At 40.3% G+C, this 24905-nt stretch carries 20 protein-coding genes and 5 tRNA genes; 21 read left to right on the top strand and 4 right to left on the bottom strand.

Annotated elements, in window-relative coordinates; genetic code table 11:
• Positions 1 to 364: 364 nt before the first annotated feature.
• The 3 genes from OQ289_RS18375 (at position 365) to OQ289_RS18365 (ending at position 2159) form a co-directional block, all read left to right on the top strand.
• On the top strand, positions 365 to 1192 hold the full coding sequence (locus tag OQ289_RS18375; protein ID WP_270088261.1) for a M23 family metallopeptidase: 828 nt from the start codon (positions 365 to 367) through the stop codon (positions 1190 to 1192).
• A gap of 4 nt (positions 1193 to 1196) precedes the next feature.
• Positions 1197 to 1613: a bactofilin family protein gene (locus tag OQ289_RS18370; protein WP_270088260.1), complete on the top strand. Its 417-nt coding sequence runs from the start codon at positions 1197 to 1199 to the stop codon at positions 1611 to 1613.
• Positions 1614 to 1724: 111 nt separating this feature from the next.
• Positions 1725 to 2159, top strand: a complete 435-nt coding sequence (locus tag OQ289_RS18365) for a hypothetical protein (protein WP_270088259.1) — start codon at positions 1725 to 1727, stop codon at positions 2157 to 2159.
• 38 nt (positions 2160 to 2197) lie between these two features.
• Here OQ289_RS18365 and OQ289_RS18360 read toward each other — a convergent pair whose 3' ends face one another.
• On the bottom strand, positions 2198 to 3307 hold the full coding sequence (locus tag OQ289_RS18360; RefSeq protein WP_270088258.1) for a BamA/TamA family outer membrane protein: 1110 nt from the start codon (positions 3305 to 3307) through the stop codon (positions 2198 to 2200).
• 373 nt (positions 3308 to 3680) lie between these two features.
• On the opposite strand from OQ289_RS18360, the gene OQ289_RS18355 reads away from it, so the two are divergent.
• From OQ289_RS18355 to rpoC, 14 genes are all read left to right on the top strand, one after another.
• Positions 3681 to 3753 (top strand) — tRNA-Thr (locus tag OQ289_RS18355).
• Positions 3754 to 3784: 31 nt separating this feature from the next.
• Positions 3785 to 3865, top strand: a tRNA-Tyr gene (locus OQ289_RS18350).
• Positions 3866 to 3920: 55 nt separating this feature from the next.
• Positions 3921 to 3993, top strand: a tRNA-Gly gene (locus OQ289_RS18345).
• Positions 3994 to 4087: 94 nt separating this feature from the next.
• Positions 4088 to 4159 (top strand) — tRNA-Thr (locus OQ289_RS18340).
• Positions 4160 to 4219: 60 nt separating this feature from the next.
• Positions 4220 to 5404 (top strand): elongation factor Tu, encoded by a 1185-nt coding sequence (gene tuf, locus OQ289_RS18335; RefSeq protein ID WP_270088257.1) that lies wholly within the window; start codon positions 4220 to 4222, stop codon positions 5402 to 5404.
• Between the two features lie 159 nt (positions 5405 to 5563).
• A tRNA-Trp gene (locus tag OQ289_RS18330) sits at positions 5564 to 5634 on the top strand.
• 22 nt (positions 5635 to 5656) lie between these two features.
• Positions 5657 to 5851, top strand: a complete 195-nt coding sequence (secE, locus tag OQ289_RS18325; RefSeq protein WP_033564067.1) for a preprotein translocase subunit SecE — start codon at positions 5657 to 5659, stop codon at positions 5849 to 5851.
• An 18-nt stretch (positions 5852 to 5869) separates the two neighbouring features.
• Positions 5870 to 6415: a transcription termination/antitermination protein NusG gene (gene nusG / locus OQ289_RS18320; RefSeq protein WP_033564068.1), complete on the top strand. Its 546-nt coding sequence runs from the start codon at positions 5870 to 5872 to the stop codon at positions 6413 to 6415.
• 185 nt (positions 6416 to 6600) lie between these two features.
• Positions 6601 to 7044, top strand: coding sequence for a 50S ribosomal protein L11 (rplK, locus tag OQ289_RS18315; protein WP_033564069.1), 444 nt, complete (start codon positions 6601 to 6603; stop codon positions 7042 to 7044).
• Between the two features lie 23 nt (positions 7045 to 7067).
• Positions 7068 to 7766 carry a 50S ribosomal protein L1 gene (gene rplA / locus OQ289_RS18310; RefSeq protein ID WP_033564310.1) on the top strand — a complete coding sequence of 233 codons (699 nt, stop codon included), beginning with the start codon at positions 7068 to 7070 and terminating at the stop codon, positions 7764 to 7766.
• Between the two features lie 2 nt (positions 7767 to 7768).
• Positions 7769 to 8287, top strand: coding sequence for a 50S ribosomal protein L10 (gene rplJ, locus OQ289_RS18305; RefSeq protein WP_270088256.1), 519 nt, complete (start codon positions 7769 to 7771; stop codon positions 8285 to 8287).
• 79 nt (positions 8288 to 8366) lie between these two features.
• A complete protein-coding gene (gene rplL, locus OQ289_RS18300) occupies positions 8367 to 8744 on the top strand; it encodes a 50S ribosomal protein L7/L12 (protein WP_003011668.1) in 378 nt (125 codons plus the stop codon).
• Between the two features lie 167 nt (positions 8745 to 8911).
• On the top strand, positions 8912 to 12721 hold the full coding sequence (gene rpoB, locus OQ289_RS18295) for a DNA-directed RNA polymerase subunit beta (protein WP_270088255.1): 3810 nt from the start codon (positions 8912 to 8914) through the stop codon (positions 12719 to 12721).
• A gap of 74 nt (positions 12722 to 12795) precedes the next feature.
• Positions 12796 to 17076, top strand: coding sequence for a DNA-directed RNA polymerase subunit beta' (rpoC, locus tag OQ289_RS18290; protein WP_270088254.1), 4281 nt, complete (start codon positions 12796 to 12798; stop codon positions 17074 to 17076).
• A 70-nt stretch (positions 17077 to 17146) separates the two neighbouring features.
• On the opposite strand, the gene OQ289_RS18285 is transcribed toward rpoC, so the two are convergent.
• Both OQ289_RS18285 and OQ289_RS18280 read right to left on the bottom strand, forming a co-directional pair.
• Positions 17147 to 17788, bottom strand: coding sequence for a bifunctional 4-hydroxy-2-oxoglutarate aldolase/2-dehydro-3-deoxy-phosphogluconate aldolase (locus OQ289_RS18285; protein ID WP_270088253.1), 642 nt, complete (start codon positions 17786 to 17788; stop codon positions 17147 to 17149).
• A complete protein-coding gene (locus OQ289_RS18280; RefSeq protein WP_270088252.1) occupies positions 17789 to 18793 on the bottom strand; it encodes a sugar kinase in 1005 nt (334 codons plus the stop codon).
• A gap of 261 nt (positions 18794 to 19054) precedes the next feature.
• Here OQ289_RS18280 and OQ289_RS18275 point away from each other — a divergent pair, with 261 nt between their 5' ends.
• From OQ289_RS18275 to OQ289_RS18260, 4 genes are read left to right on the top strand one after another with little or no spacing between them, the layout of a single operon-like run.
• The gene (locus tag OQ289_RS18275) at positions 19055 to 19876 is read left to right on the top strand and encodes an SDR family oxidoreductase (protein WP_270088251.1); all 822 of its coding nucleotides are present in this window, start codon (positions 19055 to 19057) and stop codon (positions 19874 to 19876) included.
• Positions 19877 to 19899: 23 nt separating this feature from the next.
• Positions 19900 to 21069, top strand: a complete 1170-nt coding sequence (gene uxuA / locus OQ289_RS18270; protein WP_270088250.1) for a mannonate dehydratase — start codon at positions 19900 to 19902, stop codon at positions 21067 to 21069.
• Between the two features lie 2 nt (positions 21070 to 21071).
• Positions 21072 to 22487, top strand: a complete 1416-nt coding sequence (gene uxaC, locus OQ289_RS18265; protein WP_270088249.1) for a glucuronate isomerase — start codon at positions 21072 to 21074, stop codon at positions 22485 to 22487.
• Between the two features lie 31 nt (positions 22488 to 22518).
• Complete coding sequence (locus tag OQ289_RS18260) at positions 22519 to 23868, top strand: MFS transporter (RefSeq protein WP_033564078.1); 1350 nt, start codon at positions 22519 to 22521, stop codon at positions 23866 to 23868.
• Here the strand turns inward: OQ289_RS18260 and OQ289_RS18255 are convergent.
• The gene (locus OQ289_RS18255; protein ID WP_033564079.1) at positions 23865 to 24896 is read right to left on the bottom strand and encodes a LacI family DNA-binding transcriptional regulator; all 1032 of its coding nucleotides are present in this window, start codon (positions 24894 to 24896) and stop codon (positions 23865 to 23867) included. The genes OQ289_RS18260 and OQ289_RS18255 overlap by 4 nt on opposite strands.
• Positions 24897 to 24905: the final 9 nt, after the last annotated feature.

The raw sequence follows: 24905 nt of genomic DNA, 5'->3' as shown, positions 1-24905 counted from the left end.
TGATATCAAATTATGTATAATGTTGTGCCATTTTTGCAAATAATTGTTTATTAGCGTGTTGGCTCTTTTAGTTTGTTTTTTAATGTTCGTATTCGGACAGTTGTTGTTCGGAGGCGGACAGATTTTTTTTGCATCTCAATATCTAGCAGATATTTGGTAAGTTGTGATGGAGGGATAGATGATTTTTTTAAGATAAAAGAGGCCTTAATTGAAATAATAGCGATGGTTTTTTTCTACACTTGTATGGTGTAATTTATTTAATCAATTCATTGTAATTTAAGTTGTTGTGTATTTTATTGTCTTTATTTGTAGGATAATATTCATAAGTTTGATTATCTTAGGAACCTAATATTATTATCTACTTATGCTAAAACACAAGACTTCGGTGTTGTTTGTCGACACTGAGGGGAAAGATAAGCGTACGCTTCAGATACCCACATCCATCCTGTTGAATTGGAGGAAGTATCTTTTGGTCGCAACCCTATTATTTGCCCTTTTGGGGTCTGTTATTGCATTTTTTATCTATGACTATACCAGCAGTTATTATTCGGTCTTGTATAAGGAAAGACTGACACGGGCCAACCAGATCAGGAATGCAATTGACATTGATAAGGCCAAAAAATCTTTCCAATCGATAGACAGTAGCTTTAAAAAAATAAATGGCTATTTGAAAGATCGTGGATTGAAGGAACTAAAATTAGAAAACGCCGGGGGGCCATTGGATGTTGAAATTACAGATATCAATGAAATAGCAGCTCTTTATGAGAAGGACTTGTTCATAATGGAGAAACTGATTCGGGATATTCCAATAGGGAGGCCGCATCCGGGCCCTCAGACCTCTAATTTTGGATATCGTAGAAATCCATTTGGAGGTAGCGCCGTCGAAAATCATCAAGGGGTCGATTTTAAAGGGAGAGTAGGAAGTGCGGTGAAAAGTACCGCACAAGGCAAGGTCATCTTTTCCGGAAGAAAAGGGGGGTATGGCAATTGTGTCATTATCAAACATCGAAATGGTTTTCAAACACTATATGGGCACTTGGCTAGTATCCATGTCAAGCAGAATGATGTGGTGCAATTGGGACAAACGATAGGTGGACTGGGGAATACTGGACGTAGTACGGGGCCTCACCTTCATTATGAAGTTATCAAGAACGGCAAAAGAATCAATCCAAAAGACTATATTAATTTTTAATTTTATGTTTAAAAAGACTAATCAGGCTATTAAAACCTCTAATTTAGACAAGCTACCAATCGATACGGTGATTGCCGGTGGGATTACAATAAAGGGCGACATAGTTGGGGGGGGCGCGATTCGTATCGATGGAATGGTAGAAGGTAATATTGACCTCGAAAAAGGGGTTGTGTTGGGGGAGAAGGCGGAAGTGATAGGAACCATTAAAAGCAATGCGGTGATTGTATATGGGAAGTTGATTGGCAACCTGAATTGTGATCAACTCCATTTGAAGAGTACGGGACATATCGAAGGTGACCTATTTGTAAATGCGTTAGAAGTGGAGATGGGAGGAAAGTATAATGGGACTTTGCAAATGAATTCGGCAGTACTTCTATTGGATGAAATTGTTGCATCGGTAGAACAACCAATGTCCGTGTAACTATGGCTACATGGATTGTTTAACATTATTTTACTTTATATGCGTTATTACTGGCTTGTCCTAAGACACTTTTTCATTTCCAATAGTCGACACGGTACACATTCACCTTATATGTATAGGCTCACTGACGAGGTCATCTATCGTAAATCTGGACCTTTACTGCCGCGGGCAGAACTTCCTAAAGATTTTAAGCCGAAATATGCGGGTTTGCTGAGTGAGATGTTAGCTTATTTAGGTGTGGACCAACTTTGTCATGTCGAACGTGCATCTTCAACTGACGCACTTTTAGTAAACCTTACTGATGTACAGTTGGATGAGGTGATAAAACTGATGAATGCCAGAAAACTTGTTGTTGTAGATAGGCCGTTTGCTACTCCTATATCGACAGATCGGTGGAACAGACTTGTATTCGATCAATCTGTGGTACTTTCGATCAATCTATTTCATTTTGGCATTTTGCTCTATAGGGATGGGCAACAGAAGGAGAATTTTGTGCTGCGTTACCCGTATTGGAGACCAAGTGAGGTAATACAGGAAAAGAGATAGGTCAGTATCTTCTTTTGTGGACCTCCTTCACGACAGTATTAGAAAGCCTCACTAATGCTTAAATAAAAGCCTGATTGCCTTTTCTCTCCTTGTCGCTTTTCGCCAAAAGAATAGTCAAATCGAATGGTACTGCTGTGCTCTAGGCTGAAGAAGTAGCGTAATCCTGCACCATAGCTGGGAATCAATCGAATATCTTGCTCCTTAGAGAAGGTACTCCCCGTGCCAGCAAAGCCTGTTATCCCAAATCGTGGATGAAACCTGTATCGTAGTTCGGTTTGTGCCGCCATATAATTTCGATCTTTATATCTTCCTAAATAGTATCCTCTCATCATCATATCGCCCCCCAAGTCTCTGTATTGGTAAAAAGGTAACCGATTTCCGAAGGTTGAACGGTAGATTCCCTGGGCAGCCACGGTCAGTGATTTTGAAATAGGATGGTATCCCCGAACGTCTATATCGAATAGATTACCATGGAAATTATCTTCACCCCAGATGTCAGGAGCATAAGCGTATCGGATTCGAGCATAATACCCTCTAGTGGTATATGTGGTTACATTTCTGTTGTCATAAAGTTGAGATAGTCCCAATGCGAGAAATTGTCCTCCTGTCTTTCCAATCAAGGGTTGTTGATTATATACGCCGTCTGCTTCTTGGTCATGAAACGAAAAGTGTTCGTAACTGATGTTCAGGCCGGCATAATAGGCTTTGGTTATTTTTCGCTCGACATCTATTCGGGCTCGGAACAGTTTCTGGCCGATTTTATCTTCGTCGCTTTCCCAGGTATCGTTGCCAATGCCATAAAAGTTGAACGGCCAATCTCTGTATCTGAATTCGGATAGGATGTGGTATTTGTTTTCTTCTGTCCAGATGTCACTTGTTAGCTTGATGTTTTTTTGACTTTTTGTGGTTAATGTCCCCATCAAGATGAGACTAGAAGTTCGATTTGTGATATCCGATTTGTCCACATAAAAGTTATAGGTTCCTGCAATTCCATACTCAAATCCCGATTCTTGGGCATAGCCTACCGCGGGCAGCACCATGAAACTTGCCGAGCGGGTGGAATCTTTTTCGCTCGAGAGGAATTTATTTTTGATTTTTTGTACGAGATTTTGTTGCTGAGCCGAGGAATTTGAATAAAAAAATAACATAAAAAGAACCATGCTGTAGTTTTTTAGCATGGTGTAACGTGACCATTTTTGCATTTTCAAATATAGGATATTGATCGGATTTAATAAATTGAAAAAAAACATGCAAAATTATTTGACTGCATATCAGGTGTATTGAGATAGGGGACCTCTTTTTTTGCAAAAATATTTTTGTAATGTGCTTGGAGTATCTATCTTTGCATCACAAACAAAACGGGTTTGCGAAGCTGTCCGAAAGGGTTTGAAAACGTTCTTTAAGTCGATAAATAAAATTTTAAAAAAAAACTTGCAAAAGTCGAATATATATTGGAAATTTGCACTCGCTGAAAGGAAAAAGCGACGTTCTTAGAGAGTTTGAAATTTAAAATATATAGAAGCCTCCTTAGCTCAGCTGGTAGAGCAACTGACTTGTAATCAGTAGGTCATTGGTTCGATTCCGATAGGAGGCTCAAGAGTTGCAAACTTAAATTGCAGGTATCTGGGGGGGTTCCAGAGCGGTCAAATGGGACGGACTGTAAATCCGTTGCTTCGGCTTCGAAGGTTCGAATCCTTCTCCCCCCACACCAAATCGTTTACAAGTTTGAGTGTTTTAACGCGCTCAGACTTGTAGACAAAAGCGGAAGTAGCTCAGTTGGTAGAGCGATAGCCTTCCAAGCTATAGGTCGCGAGTTCGAACCTCGTCTTCCGCTCTCTTTTATTACACGATTTAAGTCTCCGTCTCAGTTGATATAAATGATATCTAACAGGTGGAGGCGTTTATCTATAAATGACAATTTTTAAAAAGCCGAAGTAGCTCAGGGGTAGAGCACTTCCTTGGTAAGGAAGAGGTCGTGGGTTCAAATCCCATCTTTGGCTCGTAAGAATAACTTTTAGAAGAAAAAAAAATAAAATTTTAATTTACTAATTCGCATAAACATGGCAAAAGAGAAATTTGACCGCAGTAAGCCACACTTAAACATTGGTACAATCGGTCACGTTGACCACGGTAAAACTACAACAACTGCAGCTATCACTAAGGTATTGGCTGATGCAGGTTTTTCAGAGGTTCGTTCATTTGATTCAATTGACTCTGCTCCTGAAGAAAAAGAACGTGGTATCACTATTAATACTTCACACGTAGAATACCAAACGCAAAATCGTCACTATGCACACGTTGACTGTCCAGGTCACGCCGATTACGTTAAAAACATGGTAACTGGTGCTGCTCAAATGGATGGTGCTATCATCGTTGTTGCTGCAACGGACGGTCCTATGCCTCAAACTCGTGAGCACATTCTATTGGCTCGTCAGGTTGGTGTTCCTGCGTTAGTAGTATTCTTGAACAAAGTTGACTTAGTTGACGATCCGGAATTATTAGAACTTGTAGAAATGGAAGTTCGTGAATTGTTGTCATTCTACGAATATCCAGGTGATGATATCCCTGTAATCCAAGGTTCTGCTTTAGGAGCTTTGAACGGAGAAGAGAAATGGGTTAAAGCTTTATTAGATTTAATGGAAGCTGTTGATAACTACATTCCGATTCCTCCACGTTTGACTGAACTTCCTTTCTTAATGCCAGTTGAGGACGTGTTCTCGATCACAGGTCGTGGTACAGTTGCTACAGGTCGTATCGAAAGAGGTGTCATCAACTCTGGAGATCCAGTTGAGATCTTAGGTATGGGCGCTGAAAACTTGAAATCTACAGTAACAGGTGTTGAGATGTTCCGTAAAATCCTAGATTACGGTGAGGCTGGTGATAACGTAGGTCTATTGTTACGTGGTATTGAGAAAACTGATATCCGTCGTGGTATGGTTATCTGTAAACCAGGTTCAGTAACTCCTCACGATTATTTCCAAGCAGAGGTTTACGTGTTGTCTAAAGCTGAAGGTGGACGTCACACTCCATTCTTTAACAAGTACCGTCCTCAATTCTATTTCCGTACAACAGACGTTACAGGAGAAATCTCTTTAGCTGAAGGTACTGAAATGGTTATGCCAGGTGATAACGTTACGATCACTGTTAAATTGATCAACCCTATCGCAATGGAAAAAGGTCTACGTTTCGCAATCCGTGAGGGTGGTAGAACAGTAGGTGCTGGTCAGGTAACTGAAATCTTGTAATCTATAATAGATTCAAAAATATAAAATAAGCTAATCAGCTGAGGTTGATTAGCTTATTTTTTCTAACTCTTCATCTGGTTGGGAAATTGCAAAAAAGATGAAAAATATTTGTTGCAAAGGGTTAAAAAGGCTATATTTGCAACGTCATAAACAAACCACACGGGCATAGTTCAATGGTAGAATAGAGGTCTCCAAAACCTTTGATCAGGGTTCGAATCCTTGTGCCCGTGCAAACTATAGATAAACTATAAAATGGCGAAAGTACTCGATTTTTTTAAAGACTCTTATGAAGAGATCACGCAGAAAGTGACTTGGCCTACATGGTCGCAGTTGCAAAGTTCGGCAGTGGTTGTACTTATTGCTTCTCTTATCATTGCGCTTCTTATCTTTGTAATGGATAAGTCGTCAAGTAATGTGTTGGAGTTGTTATACGGGATTACTTCATAATTTTCAGCATTAATATTTATGGCAGATCAAAGTTTAAAATGGTACGTGGTTCGTGCTGTAAGTGGTAAGGAAAAGAAAGTTAAGCAGTATATTGACGCTGAGATTAGTCGCCTAGGGATTCAACATTTGGTTGCTCAAGTGCTTATTCCTATGGAAAAATATTACCAAATGCGTGATGGTAAGAAAGTTGCTAAAGAACGTAACTATTATCCTGGTTATGTCCTTATAGAAGCGGCTTTGGATGGTGAGACTGAGCATATCATTAAGAATATCAACAGTGTGATTGGATTCTTGGGTGATAAAGCTGGAAATGCAATCCCATTGCGTACAAGTGAAGTCAATCGTATTTTGGGAAAAGTTGATGAGATGGCCGAACAAGGTGAGACCATTAATGTTCCTTATTACGTTGGGGAGACTGTAAAAGTGAATGATGGACCTTTCAATGGATTTACTGGAGAGATAGAAGAAGTTCACGAAGATAAGAAGAAGCTGATTGTAATGGTAAAGGTCTTCGGACGAAAGACACCATTGGAGTTGAACTACATGCAAGTAGAAAAAGAATAAAGCATCGGAAGAGAGGAATATTAAAGTTCCTCTCTTCTTTTATGTGATATATTTTTGTAATTGAGAAAATCTTTATATCTTTGCACCTCATTTGGTGCTAGGTTTAGCATCAGTGAATATATAAATGTTACGTTATTTGCTTCCAACTTACTAACAAACATTTAATAAATTAAATTCAGAACAAAATGGCAAAAGAAGTCAGTGCGTTAGTAAAATTACAAGTTAAGGGCGGAGCTGCGAATCCTTCTCCTCCAGTAGGACCTGCATTAGGTGCTAAAGGGGTGAATATTATGGATTTCTGTAAGCAGTTCAACGCTCGTACGCAAGACAAACCAGGCAAAGTATTACCTGTTGTCATTACAGTTTACAGCGACAAGTCTTTTGATTTTATCATCAAAACTCCTCCGGTAGCAATTCAATTGAAAGAAGCTACTGGTCTAAAGAGTGGATCGGGTGAGCCTAACCGTAAAAAAGTAGCTTCTGTTACTTGGGATCAGGTGAAAACGATTGCAGAAGATAAAATGGTAGATTTAAATGCATTTACTGTAGATGCTGCTATGCGTATGGTAGCAGGGACAGCACGTAGTATGGGTATTACCGTTTCCGGTGATGCTCCTTGGAACAATTAATTAACGAAATCAGTTTAAGAAAAGTGGCTAGATTAACAAAAAATCAAAAAGCGGCACTATCCAAAATTGAAGCTGGTAAAGCGTATTCTTTGAAAGAAGCTTCTGCTTTAGTAAAAGAGATATCATTGGCCAAATTCGATGCTTCTGTGGATATCGACGTTCGTTTAGGCGTAGATCCCCGTAAAGCAAATCAGATGGTTCGTGGTATTGCAACTTTACCTCACGGAACTGGTAAAACTGTACGCGTTTTAGTTTTATGTACTCCTGATAAGGAAGAAGAAGCTAAGGCTGCAGGTGCCGATTACGTAGGTTTAGATGACTATATCAGCAAGATCGAAGGCGGTTGGACTGACGTTGACATCATTATTACAATGCCTAGTGTTATGGCGAAAGTAGGTAAATTGGGCCGTATTTTAGGTCCAAGAAACTTAATGCCTAACCCTAAGACTGGTACAGTAACTACTGAAGTAGGTAAAGCTGTAACGGACGTTAAAGGTGGTAAGATTGATTTTAAAGTCGATAAAACAGGTATCATCCATACTTCGATTGGTAAAGCGTCGTTCGAGGCAGATAAAATTTATGATAACGCATTAGAGGTATTGCAAACTATCTCGCGTTTGAAACCATCTGCCGCTAAAGGAACATACTTTAAGAGCATTCACATTTCATCAACTATGAGTCCTAGTATTCATATTGAGACTAAATCAGTAGCAGGAATTTAATCATGAGAAAAGAAGAAAAACAAGAAATTGTTCAAGCTTTGGCCGAGCAGATTAAATCATACGGTAATTTCTATATTGCTGATACTGCTGATTTATCTGTTGAAAAAGTGAATGGCATTCGTCGCAAATGTTTTGAGAGCAATATCGTGATTAAAGTAGTGAAAAACTCTTTAATTAAGAAGGCTTTAATCGAAGCAGGTGTAGATTCAGAGGAAATCGTTGCAACATTGAAAGGTGCTTCAACGTTAATGTTTTCTGAGATCGGTAACGCTCCTGCGAAATTAATTAAGCAGTTACGTAGAGAAGGTGATAAACCTCTTTTGAAAGCAGCTTATATCGATTCATCTGCGTTTGTAGGAGACAGTCAATTGAATACATTAGTGAACCTTAAATCTAAGGAAGAACTTATCGCTGATGTTATCGCATTGCTTCAATCTCCAGCTAAGAATGTTATCTCAGCTCTTCAGTCAGGCGGAAATACAATTTCGGGCTTAGTAAAAGCTTTAGAAGAAAGAGGCTAACGAATCCTCCTTATTATAGAACATTCGTTATCATTTAATTAACAAAATTTTTAAAAGTAAATTCAAAAATCAAAATAAAATGGCAGATTTAAAACAACTTGCTGAACAGTTAGTGAACTTAACAGTAAAAGAAGTTAAAGAACTAGCTGATATCTTAAAAGATGAGTATGGTATCGAGCCTGCTGCTGCTGCTGTTGCAGTTGCTGCTGCTCCTGCTGAAGGTGGCGCTGCTGCTGCAGAAGAGAAAACTTCATTTGACGTTATCTTGAAAGAAGCTGGTGGTCAGAAATTAGCGGTAGTTAAATTGGTTAAAGATTTAGCTGGTCTAGGCTTGAAAGAAGCTAAAGATTTAGTTGACGGAGCACCTAAAGAATTGAAAACTGGTGTTTCTAAAGACGAAGCTGAAGCTTTGAAAAAACAATTAGAAGAAGCTGGAGCTGTTGTTGAGATCAAATAATCTCACATACTAAGCACCTTAAAGGTTTAGACTCTGACGGTTTATCTGTCAGAGTCTATTCCTATTTTATCACTACGCTATCGATTATGTTTGTGCTGTTACATAATTGTCATGCGATTTTAGCAGCATAGTTAGCTCAGTTTTTTTAAACTAAAATTCTTATTCCCTTGGCAAACAATAATATTCAAAAAGAGAGAGTAAATTTTGCGACCAGTAAGAAGGTTATTGATTATCCTGATTTCTTGGACGTACAATTACAGTCTTTCAAGGAGTTTTTTCAACTGGAAACTACTTCTGACAACCGCCATCAGGAAGGGCTGTTCAAAGTATTTTCGGAAAACTTCCCTATTTCTGATTCAAGAAACATTTTTGTGCTTGAGTTTTTGGATTATTTTATTGATCCTCCCCGTTATGATATCCAAGAGTGTATCGAGCGCGGTTTGACTTATAGCGTTCCTCTAAAGGCAAAATTAAAGTTATCTTGTAATGATGAGGAGCACGAAGATTTCGAAACGATTGTTCAGGACGTATACTTGGGTACTATCCCGTATATGACTCCTAAAGGTACCTTCGTTGTAAATGGTGCAGAGCGTGTAATCGTATCTCAATTACACCGTTCACCAGGCGTATTCTTCGGTCAGAGTAGACACACAAACGGTACTAAACTTTATTCTGCAAGGGTTATCCCTTTTAAAGGGTCTTGGATTGAGTTTGCTACAGACGTAAACAACGTCATGTATGCTTACATCGATCGTAAAAAGAAATTCCCAGTTACTACTTTACTACGTGCTATCGGTTATGATTCAGACAAAGACATCTTGGAATTGTTTGATCTTGCAGATGAAGTAAAAGTTAGTAAATCTGGATTGAAAAAATATGTTGGTCGTCGTTTGGCGGCTAGGGTATTGAAGAAATGGGTAGAAGATTTCGTGGATGAGGATACTGGTGAGGTAGTCTCTATCGATCGTAATGAAATTATCCTTGAACGTGAAACTGTTTTGGAAGAAGACCACATTGACTTCATCATCGATGCCGGAGTAAAATCACTTATTTTGGCTAAAGAGGATGCGTCTAATAATGCGGACTATTCTATTATATATAACACTCTTCAGAAAGATACCTCGAACTCGGAGAAAGAAGCGGTGGAGCATATCTACCGTCAATTGCGTAACGCTGAACCACCAGATGAGGAAACTGCTCGTGGTATCATCGACCGTTTGTTTTTCTCGGATAAGAGATATGATTTGGGGGATGTCGGTCGTTACCGTATTAACCGCAAATTGCAATTAGATACACCTACTGATACGAAAGTATTGACTAGAGAGGATATCATAGCGATTGTGAAATATTTGATCAACCTGATCAACTCAAAAGCTGAGGTGGATGATATCGACCACTTGTCCAACCGTCGTGTTCGGACTGTAGGCGAGCAATTATATGCGCAATTTGGTGTAGGTCTTTCTCGTATGGCTCGGACTATACGTGAACGTATGAATATTCGTGACAACGAAGTATTCACACCTACTGACTTAATCAATGCGCGTACATTATCATCCGTCATAAACTCGTTCTTCGGAACTAACCAGCTTTCTCAGTTCATGGACCAAACTAATCCATTGGCTGAGATTACGCATAAACGTCGTCTATCGGCATTAGGTCCAGGTGGTCTTTCTCGTGAAAGAGCTGGGTTTGAGGTTCGTGACGTTCACTATACGCATTATGGTCGTCTATGTACTATTGAAACTCCAGAGGGACCAAATATCGGGTTGATTTCGTCATTGGCTATTCACGCGAAAATCAATAATCTTGGTTTTATCGAGACGCCATACCGTAAAGTAGAAAATGGACGTGTAGTGGTGGAGGAGCCTGTTGTTTATTTGTCTGCAGAGGATGAGGATGAAAAAACAATTGCGCAAGCAAATGCGATTTATGACGATAAAGGTAATTTTGAGGATCCTAAAGTAAAAGCTAGATATGAAGGTGACTTCCCGATTATTGAGCCTGAGAAATTGGATTTGATGGACGTTTCTCCGAATCAGATTACGTCAATAGCTGCATCGTTAATTCCTTTCTTGGAGCATGATGATGCCAACCGTGCATTGATGGGGTCAAACATGCAACGTCAGGCTGTGCCTTTGTTGCGCCCACAAGCTCCTATTGTAGGTACTGGTCTTGAAGGTCGTGTAGCGCGTGACTCTCGTACATTGATTAATGCTGAAGGAAATGGCGTGGTGGAATATGTAGATGCCGAGGAAATCAAAATTCGCTATGATCGTAACGATGATGATCGTTTAGTATCTTTTGATGACGATATCAAAACTTACCGTTTAATCAAATTTAAGAAGACCAACCAAAGTACTTGTATCAACTTGAAGCCGATTGTCAGAAAAGGACAACGTGTAGAAAAGGGGCAGGTACTATGTGAAGGATATGCTACTGAAGATGGAGAATTGGCATTAGGTCGTAATCTTAAAGTGGCTTTCATGCCTTGGCAAGGATACAACTTTGAGGATGCGATTGTAATCTCTGAGCGTGTAGTAAGTCAAGATATTTTTACTTCCCTTCACATTGAAGAATTTGAATTGGAAGTACGTGATACGAAACGCGGTGAAGAGGAATTGACTGCGGATATCCCCAACGTTTCGGAAGAAGCGACAAGAGACTTGGACGAAAACGGTATCATCCGTGTAGGTGCTGAAGTTGGTGAAGGAGATATCCTAATCGGTAAGATTACACCTAAGGGCGAGTCTGATCCTTCTCCAGAAGAGAAATTATTGAGAGCAATCTTTGGAGATAAGGCAGGGGACGTGAAAGATGCGTCGTTGAAAACTCCTCCTTCTATCAAGGGTGTTGTCATTGATACTAAATTATTCTCTCGTGCTAAGAAGATGTCTAAAGAAGTCGAACGTAAGACTCTTGAGAAATTGGAAACTTCGCACGATAGGAATGTAAAAATATTGAAAGACCGTCTAGTTGACAAGTTATTTACAATCGTGAATGGTAAAACTAGTCAAGGTATCTACAATGTTTATAAAGAGTTATTGGTTCCTAAAGGAGCTAAGTTCACACAGAAGATTCTTGCTGATTTAGTCTATGAAAATATCAATCCAACAGGATGGACTACTGACGAAGATAAAAATGAGTTAATCAAATTGGCGCTTCACTTCTACAACATTAAGTTGAACGAAGAGCTAGGAGCTTTCAAACGTGAGAAATTCGCTATATCTGTAGGGGATGAGCTTCCGTCTGGAATTGTTCAGATGGCTAAGGTTTACGTGGCTAAGAAACGTAAATTGAAAGTAGGAGATAAGATGGCCGGTCGTCATGGTAACAAGGGTATCGTTGCTCGTATCGTGCGTGATGAAGATATGCCGTTCTTAGAAGATGGGACACCAGTTGATATTGTGTTGAACCCACTAGGGGTACCTTCACGTATGAACTTGGGCCAGATTTATGAAACAGTGCTTGGTTGGGCAGGTCAGAAATTGGGGGTGAAGTTTGCGACGCCTATCTTTGATGGTGCTGAGCCGGTTGAAGTTGAAGGATGGATTGCGAAAGCAGGTTTACCAGCTTCAGGTAGAACATACTTGTACAATGGTTTGACCGGTGATCGTTTTGATCAGCCAACTACAGTAGGTGTGATTTACATGTTGAAATTAGGACACATGGTTGATGATAAGATGCATGCTCGTTCTATCGGACCATACTCATTGATTACGCAACAACCATTAGGTGGTAAAGCCCAATTCGGTGGTCAGCGTTTCGGAGAGATGGAGGTATGGGCACTTGAGGCATTCGGAGCTTCGAACATCTTACAGGAAATCTTGACAGTGAAATCAGATGATGTAGTCGGCCGTGCGAAGACTTACGAGGCAATCGTTAAGGGTAATAACCTACCGACTCCATCTGTACCAGAATCGTTCAACGTATTGGTACACGAGTTACGCGGTTTAGGTTTAGATATCACATTAGATTAATTAAGCAATTAGAGCTAGGAGGATTGAAGATCCTCTTAAGCTTCTTCATACAGCTTTAACTTTGGAATAAAAGTATGTCTTACAAAAAAGATAATAAAATTAAAAGCAACTTTACGTCAATCACCATTAGCTTGGCGTCACCAGAAACAATCTTAGAGCGTTCTAGTGGTGAAGTTGTAAAACCAGAAACGATTAACTATCGTACCTACAAGCCAGAACGTGATGGTTTATTCTGTGAGCGTATCTTCGGTCCTGTAAAGGATTACGAATGTCACTGTGGTAAATACAAACGTATCCGTTATAAAGGTATTGTCTGTGACCGTTGTGGTGTTGAAGTGACGGAGAAAAAGGTACGTCGTGAGCGTATGGGACACATCAATTTGGTGGTTCCTGTTGCGCACATCTGGTACTTCCGTTCTCTTCCTAACAAAATCGGTTATTTATTAGGTCTTCCAACTAAAAAGTTGGATATGATTATCTACTACGAACGTTATGCCGTTATCCAGGCAGGTATCAAAGAGGAAGATGGTATCAACTATATGGACTTCTTAACGGAAGAGGAATATTTAGATATCTTAGATACACTACCTAAAGAAAATCAGTATCTGGATGATAACGATCCTCAGAAGTTTATTGCAAAAATGGGTGCTGAGGCACTAGAAGAGTTATTGAAACGTATCGATCTAGATCAATTGTCATATGACCTTCGTCACCAAGCAGCAAACGAGACTTCGCAACAACGTAAAAATGAGGCTTTAAAACGTCTTCACGTTGTGGAAGCTTTCCGTGGTTCTAGAGATCGTATTGAAAATCGTCCGGAATGGATGATCGTGAAAATCGTTCCTATCATCCCACCAGAGTTGCGCCCATTGGTGCCTTTGGATGGTGGTCGTTTTGCGACATCAGATCTAAATGACTTGTACCGTCGTGTTATTATCCGTAATAACCGCTTGAAACGTCTTATTGAAATTAAAGCTCCCGAAGTAATCTTACGTAACGAAAAACGTATGTTACAGGAAGCTGTAGATTCATTATTTGACAACTCACGTAAGGTTAACGCGGTGAAGACTGAGGGTAATCGTGCATTGAAATCATTATCTGATATCCTTAAAGGTAAGCAAGGTCGTTTCCGTCAAAACTTATTAGGTAAACGTGTGGATTACTCGGCTCGTTCGGTAATTGTCGTTGGACCTCACCTCAAATTACATGAGTGTGGTCTACCTAAAGATATGGCTGCGGAGCTTTATAAACCGTTTATCATCCGTAAGATGATTGAAAGAGGAATTGTGAAGACTGTAAAATCTGCTAAGAAGATCGTCGATCGCAAAGATCCAGTAGTATGGGATATCTTGGAAAATGTATTGAAAGGCCACCCAGTATTACTAAACCGTGCGCCTACGCTTCACCGTTTAGGTATACAGGCTTTCCAACCCACTTTGGTAGAGGGTAAGGCAATTCAGTTACACCCACTGGTTTGTACAGCGTTTAACGCGGATTTTGACGGTGACCAGATGGCGGTTCACTTACCTTTGGGTAATGCTGCTGTTTTGGAAGCCCAAATCTTAATGTTGGCCGCTCACAACATCTTGAACCCTGCAAACGGCTCTCCAGTAACTGTTCCTTCTCAGGATATGGTATTGGGTCTTTATTATATAACTAAAGGCCGTAAGACTGAAGGGGACCACATTGTAAAAGGTCAGGATATGATTTTCTACTCTGCAGAAGAGGTTATTATCGCTTTGAATGAGAAGAAAATTGATTTGCATGCTTTTATCAAAGTAAAAACTAAAATCAGAAATAGGGAAGGCGAAATCGTTGATGCTTTGTTGGAAACTACTGTTGGTCGTGTAATCTTTAACCAGATTGTACCAGAAGAGATGGGATTCATCAATGAGTTGTTGACAAAGAAATCCCTTCGTAATGTCATTGGAGAGATCGTGAAAAATACGGGTATGGCTCGTGCAGCGAAATTCTTGGATGATATGAAGGAATTAGGTTTCCAAACAGCTTTCAAAGGAGGTCTTTCGTTTAATTTGCAGGATTTGAATATTCCTGCGGCGAAGTCTGAATTGATTCAACAGGCGACTAACGAAGTTGAAGATGTAATGGGTAACTACAATATGGGTTTCATTACGAACAACGAACGTTACAACCAAATCATCGATATCTGGACGCGTATCAATAACAAGTTGACTGCGCACGTAATGGATATCTTATCGAATGACAACCAAGGTTTCAATTCGGTATACATGATGTTGGATTCAGGTGCGCGTGGTTCCAAAGAGCAGATTCGTCAGCTGTGTGGTATGCGTGGTTTGATGGCTAAGCCACAGAAATCTGGTGCTTCTGGTGGTGAAATCATCGAAAACCCGATTCTTTCTAATTTTAAAGAAGGTCTTTCGGTTTTGGAATACTTTATCTCTACCCACGGTGCGCGTAAAGGTCTTGCCGATACGGCATTGAAGACAGCGGATGCGGGTTATCTAACACGTCGTCTACATGACGTAGCTCAAGATATGATTGTCGTTGACCAAGATTGTGGCGGATTGAGAGGTATCTATACAACAGCTCTAAAAGATAATGATGATATCGTCGAACCACTATACGATCGTATACTAGGTCGTGTAACATTGTATGATGTACATGATCCTGAGACAAACGAACTTTTGGCATCTGCGAATCAGGATATTTCTGAAGAAATAGCTGAACGTATCGAAAACGCCGGTATCGAAGGAATCGAAATACGCACGGTATTGACATGTGAATCTAAGCGCGGAGTATGTGCTTCCTGTTATGGACGTAACTTGGCTTCGGGTAAACGCGTTCAATTGGGTGAAGCTGTCGGTGTAATCGCAGCACAATCTATTGGTGAGCCGGGTACACAGTTGACACTTCGTACGTTCCACGTGGGTGGTACGGCTTCCAATATTGCAGCCGAGTCACAAATTGTAGCTAAGCATGAAGGTCTAGTTGAATTCGAGAATGTGCGTACCGTATCTCAAGAAGGCGAAGATGGTACTCATCAAGTAGTCTTGGGTCGTTCTGGAGAACTTCGTGTCATCGAACCGACAAGTAAAAAAGTACTTTACCAACAAAATATTCCTTATGGTTCACAATTGTACGTGAATGCGGGAGACACTGTTGAAAAGGGAACACGTCTAGTATCATGGGATCCATATAACGCGGTTATCATTTCGGAGTTCAGTGGGAAAATTGAGTTCGATGCGATTATCGAGGGTGTAACTTTCCGTGAAGAGTCCGATGATCAGACGGGTCACAAAGAAAAAGTCATTATTGAAACTCGTGATAAAACGAAAAACCCGACTATCAAGGTTGTTGACCTTAAAGGAGAGGTTGTTCGTTCATACAATATCCCAGTGGGTGCCCACGTTTCGGTATCGGATGGTCAAAAAATAAAAGAAGGAGCTATTCTTGTTAAGATTCCTCGTTCTACTGGTAAAACCCGAGATATTACAGGGGGTCTTCCTCGTGTGACAGAACTATTCGAGGCGCGTAATCCTTCAAATCCAGCTGTAGTAACTGAGATTGATGGTGTTGTAGCATTGGGTGGTGTTAAACGTGGTAACCGTGAGATTTCTATTGAGTCTCGTGACGGTCAAATCAAGAAATACTTGGTTCCACTTTCGAAACACATCCTTGTACAGGATAATGACTTTATCAAAGCGGGTATGCCTTTATCAGATGGTTCAATTTCTCCAGCAGATATCTTATCTATTAAAGGTCCTTCAGCGGTACAGCATTATATCGTAAATGGTATTCAAGAAGTTTATCGCCTTCAAGGGGTAAAAATCAATGATAAGCACTTTGAGACGATTGTTCACCAGATGATGCAAAAAGTGAACATTGAAGACCCGGGAGATACCCGTTTCTTAGAAAAAGAAGCTGTTAACAAATGGGATTTCATGCTAGAGAATGACTCTTTATACGATAAGAAGGTTATTGTCGAATCGGGAGATTCTAACGAACTTCGTCCAGGACAGATCGTGACTTTACGTAGATTGCGTGAAGAGAATTCTAGTCTGAGACGTCGTGACTTGAAGCTGGTTGAAGTTAGGGATGCAATCCCAGCAACTTCTAGTCCATTGTTGCAAGGTATTACCAGAGCTTCATTGGGAACTAAGTCATTTATCTCTGCTGCATCCTTCCAGGAGACAACTAAGGTGTTGAATGAGGCTGCTATTGCAGGTAAGCGTGATAATCTATTAGGATTAAAAGAAAACGTTATTGTAGGCCACTTAATTCCTTCGGGAACAGGCTTGCGTACGTATAGCAATATCATTGTAGGTTCTCGTGAAGAATACGATCAGTTATTAGCTTCTAAAGAAGAGGACTAATTTCTTTTCAACCATTAAAAAAGGGTAGCAATTTTAAATTGCTACCCTTTTTTAATGGTTTTTTAATGGATTATGCTTTCGCCCATTTTAATAAGCGTGCGCATCTATCTTCCAACCACTGGTTGCCCTCATCCGCAATTGGGGCGGCAAATAACTTAGAACCCAACCCTACGGAAAAAACACCCGCTTTTCTCCATGATTGTATGCTCTCTTCTGTTGTATCTACACCACCTGTCGGCATGAATTTTAAGCCTTTGAAAAGCGGAGATATTGCTTTTAAGAATTTAGGGCCTAAGGTATCTCCAGGGAATAATTTCACTAATTGTGCACCTAATTCCTCCGCTTTTGCAATTTCGGTAGGTGTCATACAGCCTGGTATCCAAAGCAAATTATATTGTGATGCTACTCTTGCAACATCCTGATTGATAATGGGACTGACAATAAATTCGGCTCCAATCTTGGCAAAAGTTTCTGCTTGTGCCGCAGTCTTGATAGTTCCAATGCCTAGTTTTAGAGCGGGTAAATATTCGTTCTTATAGGCTAATAGTTGCTTGAAATTCTCTAAAGCGTATTCGCCTCTATTGACAAATTCGAAAACCCTTATCCCTCCATTATAGCACTTTTTTAGTACATCTATGCACTGCTCAATATCGTCGTGGTAATATACAGGAATAACTGGTGCGTCCTGTATATGCATTAATGTATTGTTCATTTATTTTGTTATTTTTCCGTTTCCAAAATCGCCCTCTACCGCTAACTTTTGGTAGCCGGCTTGTGTAGCTATATCAATAATTTCTTGTGGTGTACTGTCGGTAATGATAGCGTAGATGAGCCCTCCCATGAAGGCATCTCCGCTACCGATACGATCAACGACTTGATTGGTTTCAAAGGTGTCTGATACCTTGTCTGTATCCCTTGTATGGTAGGTCCCATAAAACAAGTTGTGCTTTGGATTATCCATGAATCGGAAGGTATTGGACACGTGTTTACATTTGGGATATTTTTCGAAGATTTCTTTTGCTGATATTTTTGAATATTCCGCGTATGCTTCTTTTGAGGTGTGCCGGTCCAAGGTATCATCAATAGACGTTCCTAGCATTTTGTTGGCGGCCCAGATATTGCCCATGATTACGTCTGCGTATTTTGCGAGTTCAGGCATGACTTCAATTGGTTCTTTGCCGTACTGCCATAGGCGATTGCGATAGTTTAGGTCGACGGAAATTGTGATTTCCTTCTTTACGGCCACCTCTAAAGCCTGTTTGCATATCATTGCCAGTCCTTCGTTTAGCGATGGGGTCAAGGCCGTAAAGTGAAACCAATCAATTCCTTCTAGCAGTTCATCCCAATTTAGATCCTGTGGGGTCAGTTGACTGAAGGAAGAATATTTACGATCATAAATCACCTCTCCTTTGCTCAATCCATTTGCTGAAAGTAAAAAATAACTTCCAAGACGATCTCCTTGCATCTTGATTTTGGAGGTGTCGATACCGTAGGAATTCAATTTGCTCTTAATTTCCTGCGCAAGGACATGATCTGGTGTAGCAGAGAGGTAGGATGTAGGTACACCTAATTGTGCTAATGTGACAGCAACATTGGCTTCGGATCCTCCTGGAAATATTTGCAGGTGGTTATTGCCAGTAGTTTCAAAAAAAGAATCGGAAGTGGCTTGTAGTCGTATGAGTAGCTCGCCGAAGGAGAGTACTTTTTTTAGGGGCATAGGTTTGAGTTATTTAATTTCTATCGAAAATACAAAATATTTGCAGTATTGTTGATGTAGGAGGTGTTTATTTCCGAAATCGTTATCGTAAATATAAGGTGCCATTAGCTTTATATTCTAGTCCGAAATTAGCATTTTTATAAACGGAAGATTATAAACTAACAACCTTAATAGATATCCAAGGATGCTGAAATGCATCGATATAGAATTAGGTAATCCTTGGATGTATCATAATGACCATTAAAAAGAGATTATTTACATATGAATATTTTAGAACAGTTTTCTTTAAAAGACCAAGTCATCGTCGTAACAGGGGGGACCGGTATTTTGGGTAAATCATTTGTTAAGGCACTGGCGGAGGCGGGTGCAAAGATTGTCGTAATCGGAAGAAACCAGGAAAGGGCCGATGAACGCGTGAAATTGATTGAGACATTAGGAGGTAAGGGCTTAGCAGTCGTCGCCGATGTGCTCAATGAACAGGAAATGGTAAGGGCAAGGGATATAATCTTGGATAAGTGGGGAACTATAGACGGATTGGTCAATGCTGCTGGGGGTAATATCCCTGGAGCAACGATTGGCCCTGATGATAACCTTTTTGATGCTAATATATCAGATACGCTTAAAGCCATTGAGCTGAATTTGCATGGGACCATTATACCTACGCAAATTCTAGGGAGGGTGATTGCAGAAAAAGGTAAGGGTTCTATTATCAATATTGCTTCATTAGCTTCTAGCACTGCATTAACCCGAGTGCTGGGGTATACAGTTGCTAAAAATGGCATTGTTGGGTATACAAAATGGATGGCGACAGAGTTGGCTCTACGTTATGGAGATAAGGTACGTGTAAATGCAATTGCCCCGGGTGTATTTTTAACTGAACAGAATAGAACGCTCTTGACCACGACGGAGGGTGGATTTACAGATCGTGCTCAACGATTTATCAACAAAACACCTTTCTCAAGATTGGGTGATCCATCTGAATTGGAAGGGGCTTTGGTATTTTTATTAAGTCGGGCATCGGGCTTTATCAATGGTGAGACCCTTTATGTAGATGGTGGTTTCAATGCGTGGTCGGGTGTATAGAAATTGAAGTTAAAAATAATAGGATGAAAAAAAATAGATTAGAACAAACGTGGAGGTGGTATGGACCTCAGGATCCTGTGTCACTACGTGATGTGAGGCAAGCAGGGGCAACAGGTATAGTGAGTGCTTTACATCATATTCCGCATGGCGAGGTCTGGCCATTAGATGAAATAAAAGAACGGAAGTCTATTATTGAAGCTGGGGGACTGGTATGGTCAGTAGTAGAAAGTGTACCGGTACATGAAGCTATAAAGACGAGAAATGGCGACGCAGCGAAATATGTTGAAAATTATAAACAGACATTGACCAATTTGGCCACGTGTGGTATCAAGACGGTATGCTATAATTTTATGCCGGTATTAGATTGGACGCGTACGCAGTTGGATTATGAAATGGCGAACGGCGCAAAAGCGTTATATTTTAATTGGTTTGATTTGGCATTTTTTGACATGTTTGTTCTTAAAAGGGAAGGGGCTTCGGCGGATTATCCAAAGCAAGTAGTCGAAGAGGCGATTGCTAAATCACACCAATATACGCAAGCGGATATCGATAAATTAACAATAAATGTGTTGATGGGGATTCCTAGTGAGAAAGCTACGACATTGAGTGATTTGTTGGTAAGTATTGATATTTATAAAACAATCGGTGCAGATGGCCTTCGTGCCAACCTTTTGTGGTTTCTATCAGAGATTGCTGACGTATGTGAATCGAATGGGATTAAGATGACGATACATCCCGACGATCCTCCATATCCTATTTTAGGATTACCACGGATAGCGTCTAGGTGTTCTGATTTTGAAAAAATCATAAAAGGAGTTGACCGATCATTCAATGGGGTTTGTTTTTGTACGGGATCGCTCGGTGCAGGAAAGGACAACGATGTGCTGGAAATATTTGACGCAGTTAAAGATCGGGTGTATTTTGCGCATCTTCGTAATGTTAAAAGGGATGTATTTGGAAGCTTCTATGAAGCAGATCATTTGGATGGCGATGTGGATATGTATAGTGTGATGAAAGCACTAGTGGAAGAGAATAGTAAGCGAGATACTCCAATTCCTTTTAGACCAGATCATGGGCACCAAATGTTGGATGACTTGGCTAAGGTGACCAACCCGGGTTATTCGGCAATTGGGCGTTTGAGAGGGTTAGCTGAACTCAGAGGGTTAGAACTAGGGATATCAGGCAATCAATAAGTATGGCAACACAATTTTTAAAAGAGGATTTTTTACTCCAATCATCGTTAGCGCAACGGTTGTATCAGGATTACGCTGTCAATTTACCCGTAATTGATTATCATTCTCACCTGCCGCCGGGGGAAGTGTTGGAAGATAGGAATTTTGAAAATATTTCAGCAATATGGTTACATGGAGATCATTACAAGTGGCGGGCCATGCGTGTGTTAGGCATTGAAGAAAAATATATTACTGGAGCAGCTACAGATAGGGACAAATTTCAAAAATGGGCAGAGGCAGTGCCGCACACATTACGCAATCCTCTTTTCCATTGGACCCATATGGAATTGAAAAATCCTTTTGGTATTCAGGAATTGCTTAACGGGTCGAACGCCCAACGGATATATGATCGGACGCAAGAGCAGTTGGCTGAGCCTGGTTTTTCGACACAATCTCTTCTGACGCATTTTAACGTAGAGATGGTGGGTACTACAGATGATCCGATAGATGATTTGGCGGCACATATTGCACTTGGGAAAACATCATCTTTCAATACGAAGATATTGCCATCGTTCCGACCGGATAAATCGCTGCAACTCGATGGTGGTGATGTCTACAGGGAGTACATACAGAAATTGTCTGCGGTAGCACAAATTAACATAGATGATATTGATTCACTTCTCCTCGCATTAGAAAGCCGCATCGATTTCTTTCACGCAGTGGGAGGACGTCTTTCGGATCACGGTTTAAGTTGGATACCTTTACAAGGTAACACTGGACTGGAGGAGATAAATCGTGTGTTTAAGGGAGTGTTGAATGGCAATGATCAAGAGGTGACACCAGTATTGAAAGATGGTTTTGGTTTTTATGTATTATCACATTTAGCTAGGAAATATTATAAATTGGGTTGGGTGCAACAGTTTCATATTGGCGCACTCCGAAACAACAATCATCGTTTATTGACTACATTGGGACCTGATACGGGTTTTGATTCCATTGGTGATTTTCAACACGCAACAGCGCTCACCCAATTCTTGGATAATCTAGAGCGCACCGACGAATTGCCGAAGACTATACTATATAACTTAAATCCTTCGGACAGTGCTGTATTTGCATCGATGACGGGTAATTTTCAAGGGGAGGGATTTAGAGGGAAGATTCAATATGGATCTGCTTGGTGGTTTTTAGATCAGTTGGATGGAATGAAACAACAGATTGATACTTTATCTAATATTGGTTTGATTAGTTGTTTTGTAGGTATGCTGACGGATTCACGCAGTTTTCTTTCTTACTCTCGACATGAATATTTCAGAAGGTTAATTTGTGATATGTTTGCCAATGATATCCAAAGAGGAGTCATGCCTAATGATCTAGAATGGGTTGGTAAAATGGTGTCGAATATTTGTTATTATAATGCTAAGGAATATTTCAACCTTTAATTGAAATACCTTTTTTAAACCTATTTAAATTATGAACAACAAGATTGGAAAGTACCGCTGGACGATATGTGCTTTGTTATTTTTTGCTACTACTGTCAATTATTTAGATCGCCAGGTATTGAGTTTGCTGCATCCGATACTTGAGGATGAATTTGGGTGGTCTAATACGGACTATGCCAATATTACTGCAACTTTTCAGTTTGCTTATGCAGTGTCGATGCTGTTAGCTGGACGATTTATTGATAAGTTAGGTACAAAATTGGGATTTGCCATTGCGATTGTTATATGGTCAATTGGAGCAATTATGCATGCTTATGCCGTAGAGATGGGTGAGTTTTCTGCACGAGTTTTTGGTATTACAGCAGTGTCAACCTCTGTTTTGGGATTTATCATTGCGCGGATAGTATTGGGATTTGGTGAATCGGGCAACTTTCCGGCCGCAATAAAGGCTACAGCTGAATTTTTTCCGAAGAAGGAGCGTGCTTTTGCAACAGGTATTTTTAATTCGGGGACGAATGTGGGAGCAATCTTGGCTCCGTTAACAGTGCCATGGATGGCTTATAATTGGGGTTGGCAATCTGCATTTATCATCGTTGGCCTAGTTGGCTTTGTATGGTTAATCTTCTGGCTCATCATGTATGACAAGCCGGATAAAAAATTATCTAAAGCGGAGTACGACTATGTTGTAAGTGACTCTCTATTGATTGAAAATAGGGATGCAAATGCTCCACAGCCGAAGATATCTTGGGTGAAATTGCTCGGATTTAGACAAACATGGGCCTTTACATTGGGGAAATTTTTGACGGATGGAGTATGGTGGTTTTTTCTATTTTGGTTGCCGTCTTATCTTAAAGTACAGTACGGTATGAGTACTACAGATATGATGTTGCCACTTACGGTCTTGTATAGTATGACAATGGTAGGATCTATCGGCGGGGGAGCATTCCCGATGTACTTTATAAATAAAGGATATGCGGCATATGATGGACGTATGCGTGCAATGTTTATTATCGCGTTGTTTCCGTTAGTCGTATTGGCCGCTCAACCTCTTGGTGATTATACTTTTTGGATTCCGGTAGTTTTGATTGGTATAGGTGCTTCGGCCCATCAAGCTTGGTCTGCAAATATCTTTACAACGGTATCGGATATGTTTCCTAAAAGTGCTGTGGGTTCTGTAACTGGGATTGGTGGAATGGCTGGCGGGTTTGGTGGTGTCATCATGTCCAAATTAGGAGGGGGGCTGTTTGATTACTACGGTGCCCAAGGGAATATTGAGGTCGGATACACGATTATGTTTTCTATCTGTGCTGTATCGTACCTAATAGCATGGTGTGTCATGAAGGCATTGGTGCCTAAGATGAAAGTGGTACAGATGGATTAAACTACGATAGACGATTTACGAAAAGTTAGTTTGGTGTCAAGTTCAATGGTTTCAATTTGAACTTGATGCCAATTTTTTTTAGACATTAACTGCATTAGTTTCTCCATAGCCAATGATCCTATTTCCAGGGCAGGTTGACGGATAGTGGATAGTGCAGGGTTTAATGATTTGGCAAATTCAATGTTTGAAAAACCAATAACAGCCAAATCTTCGGGCACTTGATATCCCATTTCAGAAAGCACGCCCAATAAGCGAACGGTAATGGTATCGGATGATCCCAGTACGGCATCAGGTTTATGCTGAGAATTCATTAATGCGCTAATGGCATTCTTGAGTTCTACATCTAACACGTCATGATTTTGCATATTACATTGGACATGGTAAAGTGGCTCGAAGGGAATTTCTGCATCGTTTAATGCTTCTCTGTATCCTTTAAATCGTTCCCCTGATAACCCAAAGCGGGACGCGGTAATGTTGACAATCTTTCTACGGCCAGAGTCTATTAGGTGTTTGGTGGCGAGACGGGCTCCTTGGAAATTATTTACACCGATTTTGAATGTATCGAGGCTATGTTGTATACGGTCAAAGATGACGACTGGAAATTGATGGGTATGAATATCTTCCAATAATTTTTGATTGGAAGTTTCATCCACAGGTGAAATCAAAAGCCCATCTACACCCCTTTGCATCAAGGTTTCTATACATGATTTTTCGATTTCTGGTTGTTCGCGGCTTTGCATAAAGATGACATCAAGTCCAACTTTCAATGCATGTTGTTGTATCCCCTCGATAATTTGTGAACAGAAGGGATTATTGATGGAAGTGAGGATGACACCAATCGTATTGGATTTTCCTGTTTTCAGATTTTGTGCTAGTAGGTTGGGCTTGTAGTGATGGGCAGCTGCATATTCCAGAACTTTCGCTTTTGTCTTATCTCCAATTTCATGACTGTCATTCAGTGCTTTAGAAACAGTAGAGATAGAAACATTCAACGCCCTTGCTATTTCTTTAATCGTGATGCTTGACATGTTTTGGGG

The organism is Sphingobacterium sp. SYP-B4668 (genome assembly GCF_027627455.1).
GTDB lineage: Bacteria > Bacteroidota > Bacteroidia > Sphingobacteriales > Sphingobacteriaceae > Sphingobacterium.
Note: the sequence above shows the minus strand (reverse complement) of the source record. Positions and strands in the feature narration are given on the sequence as shown.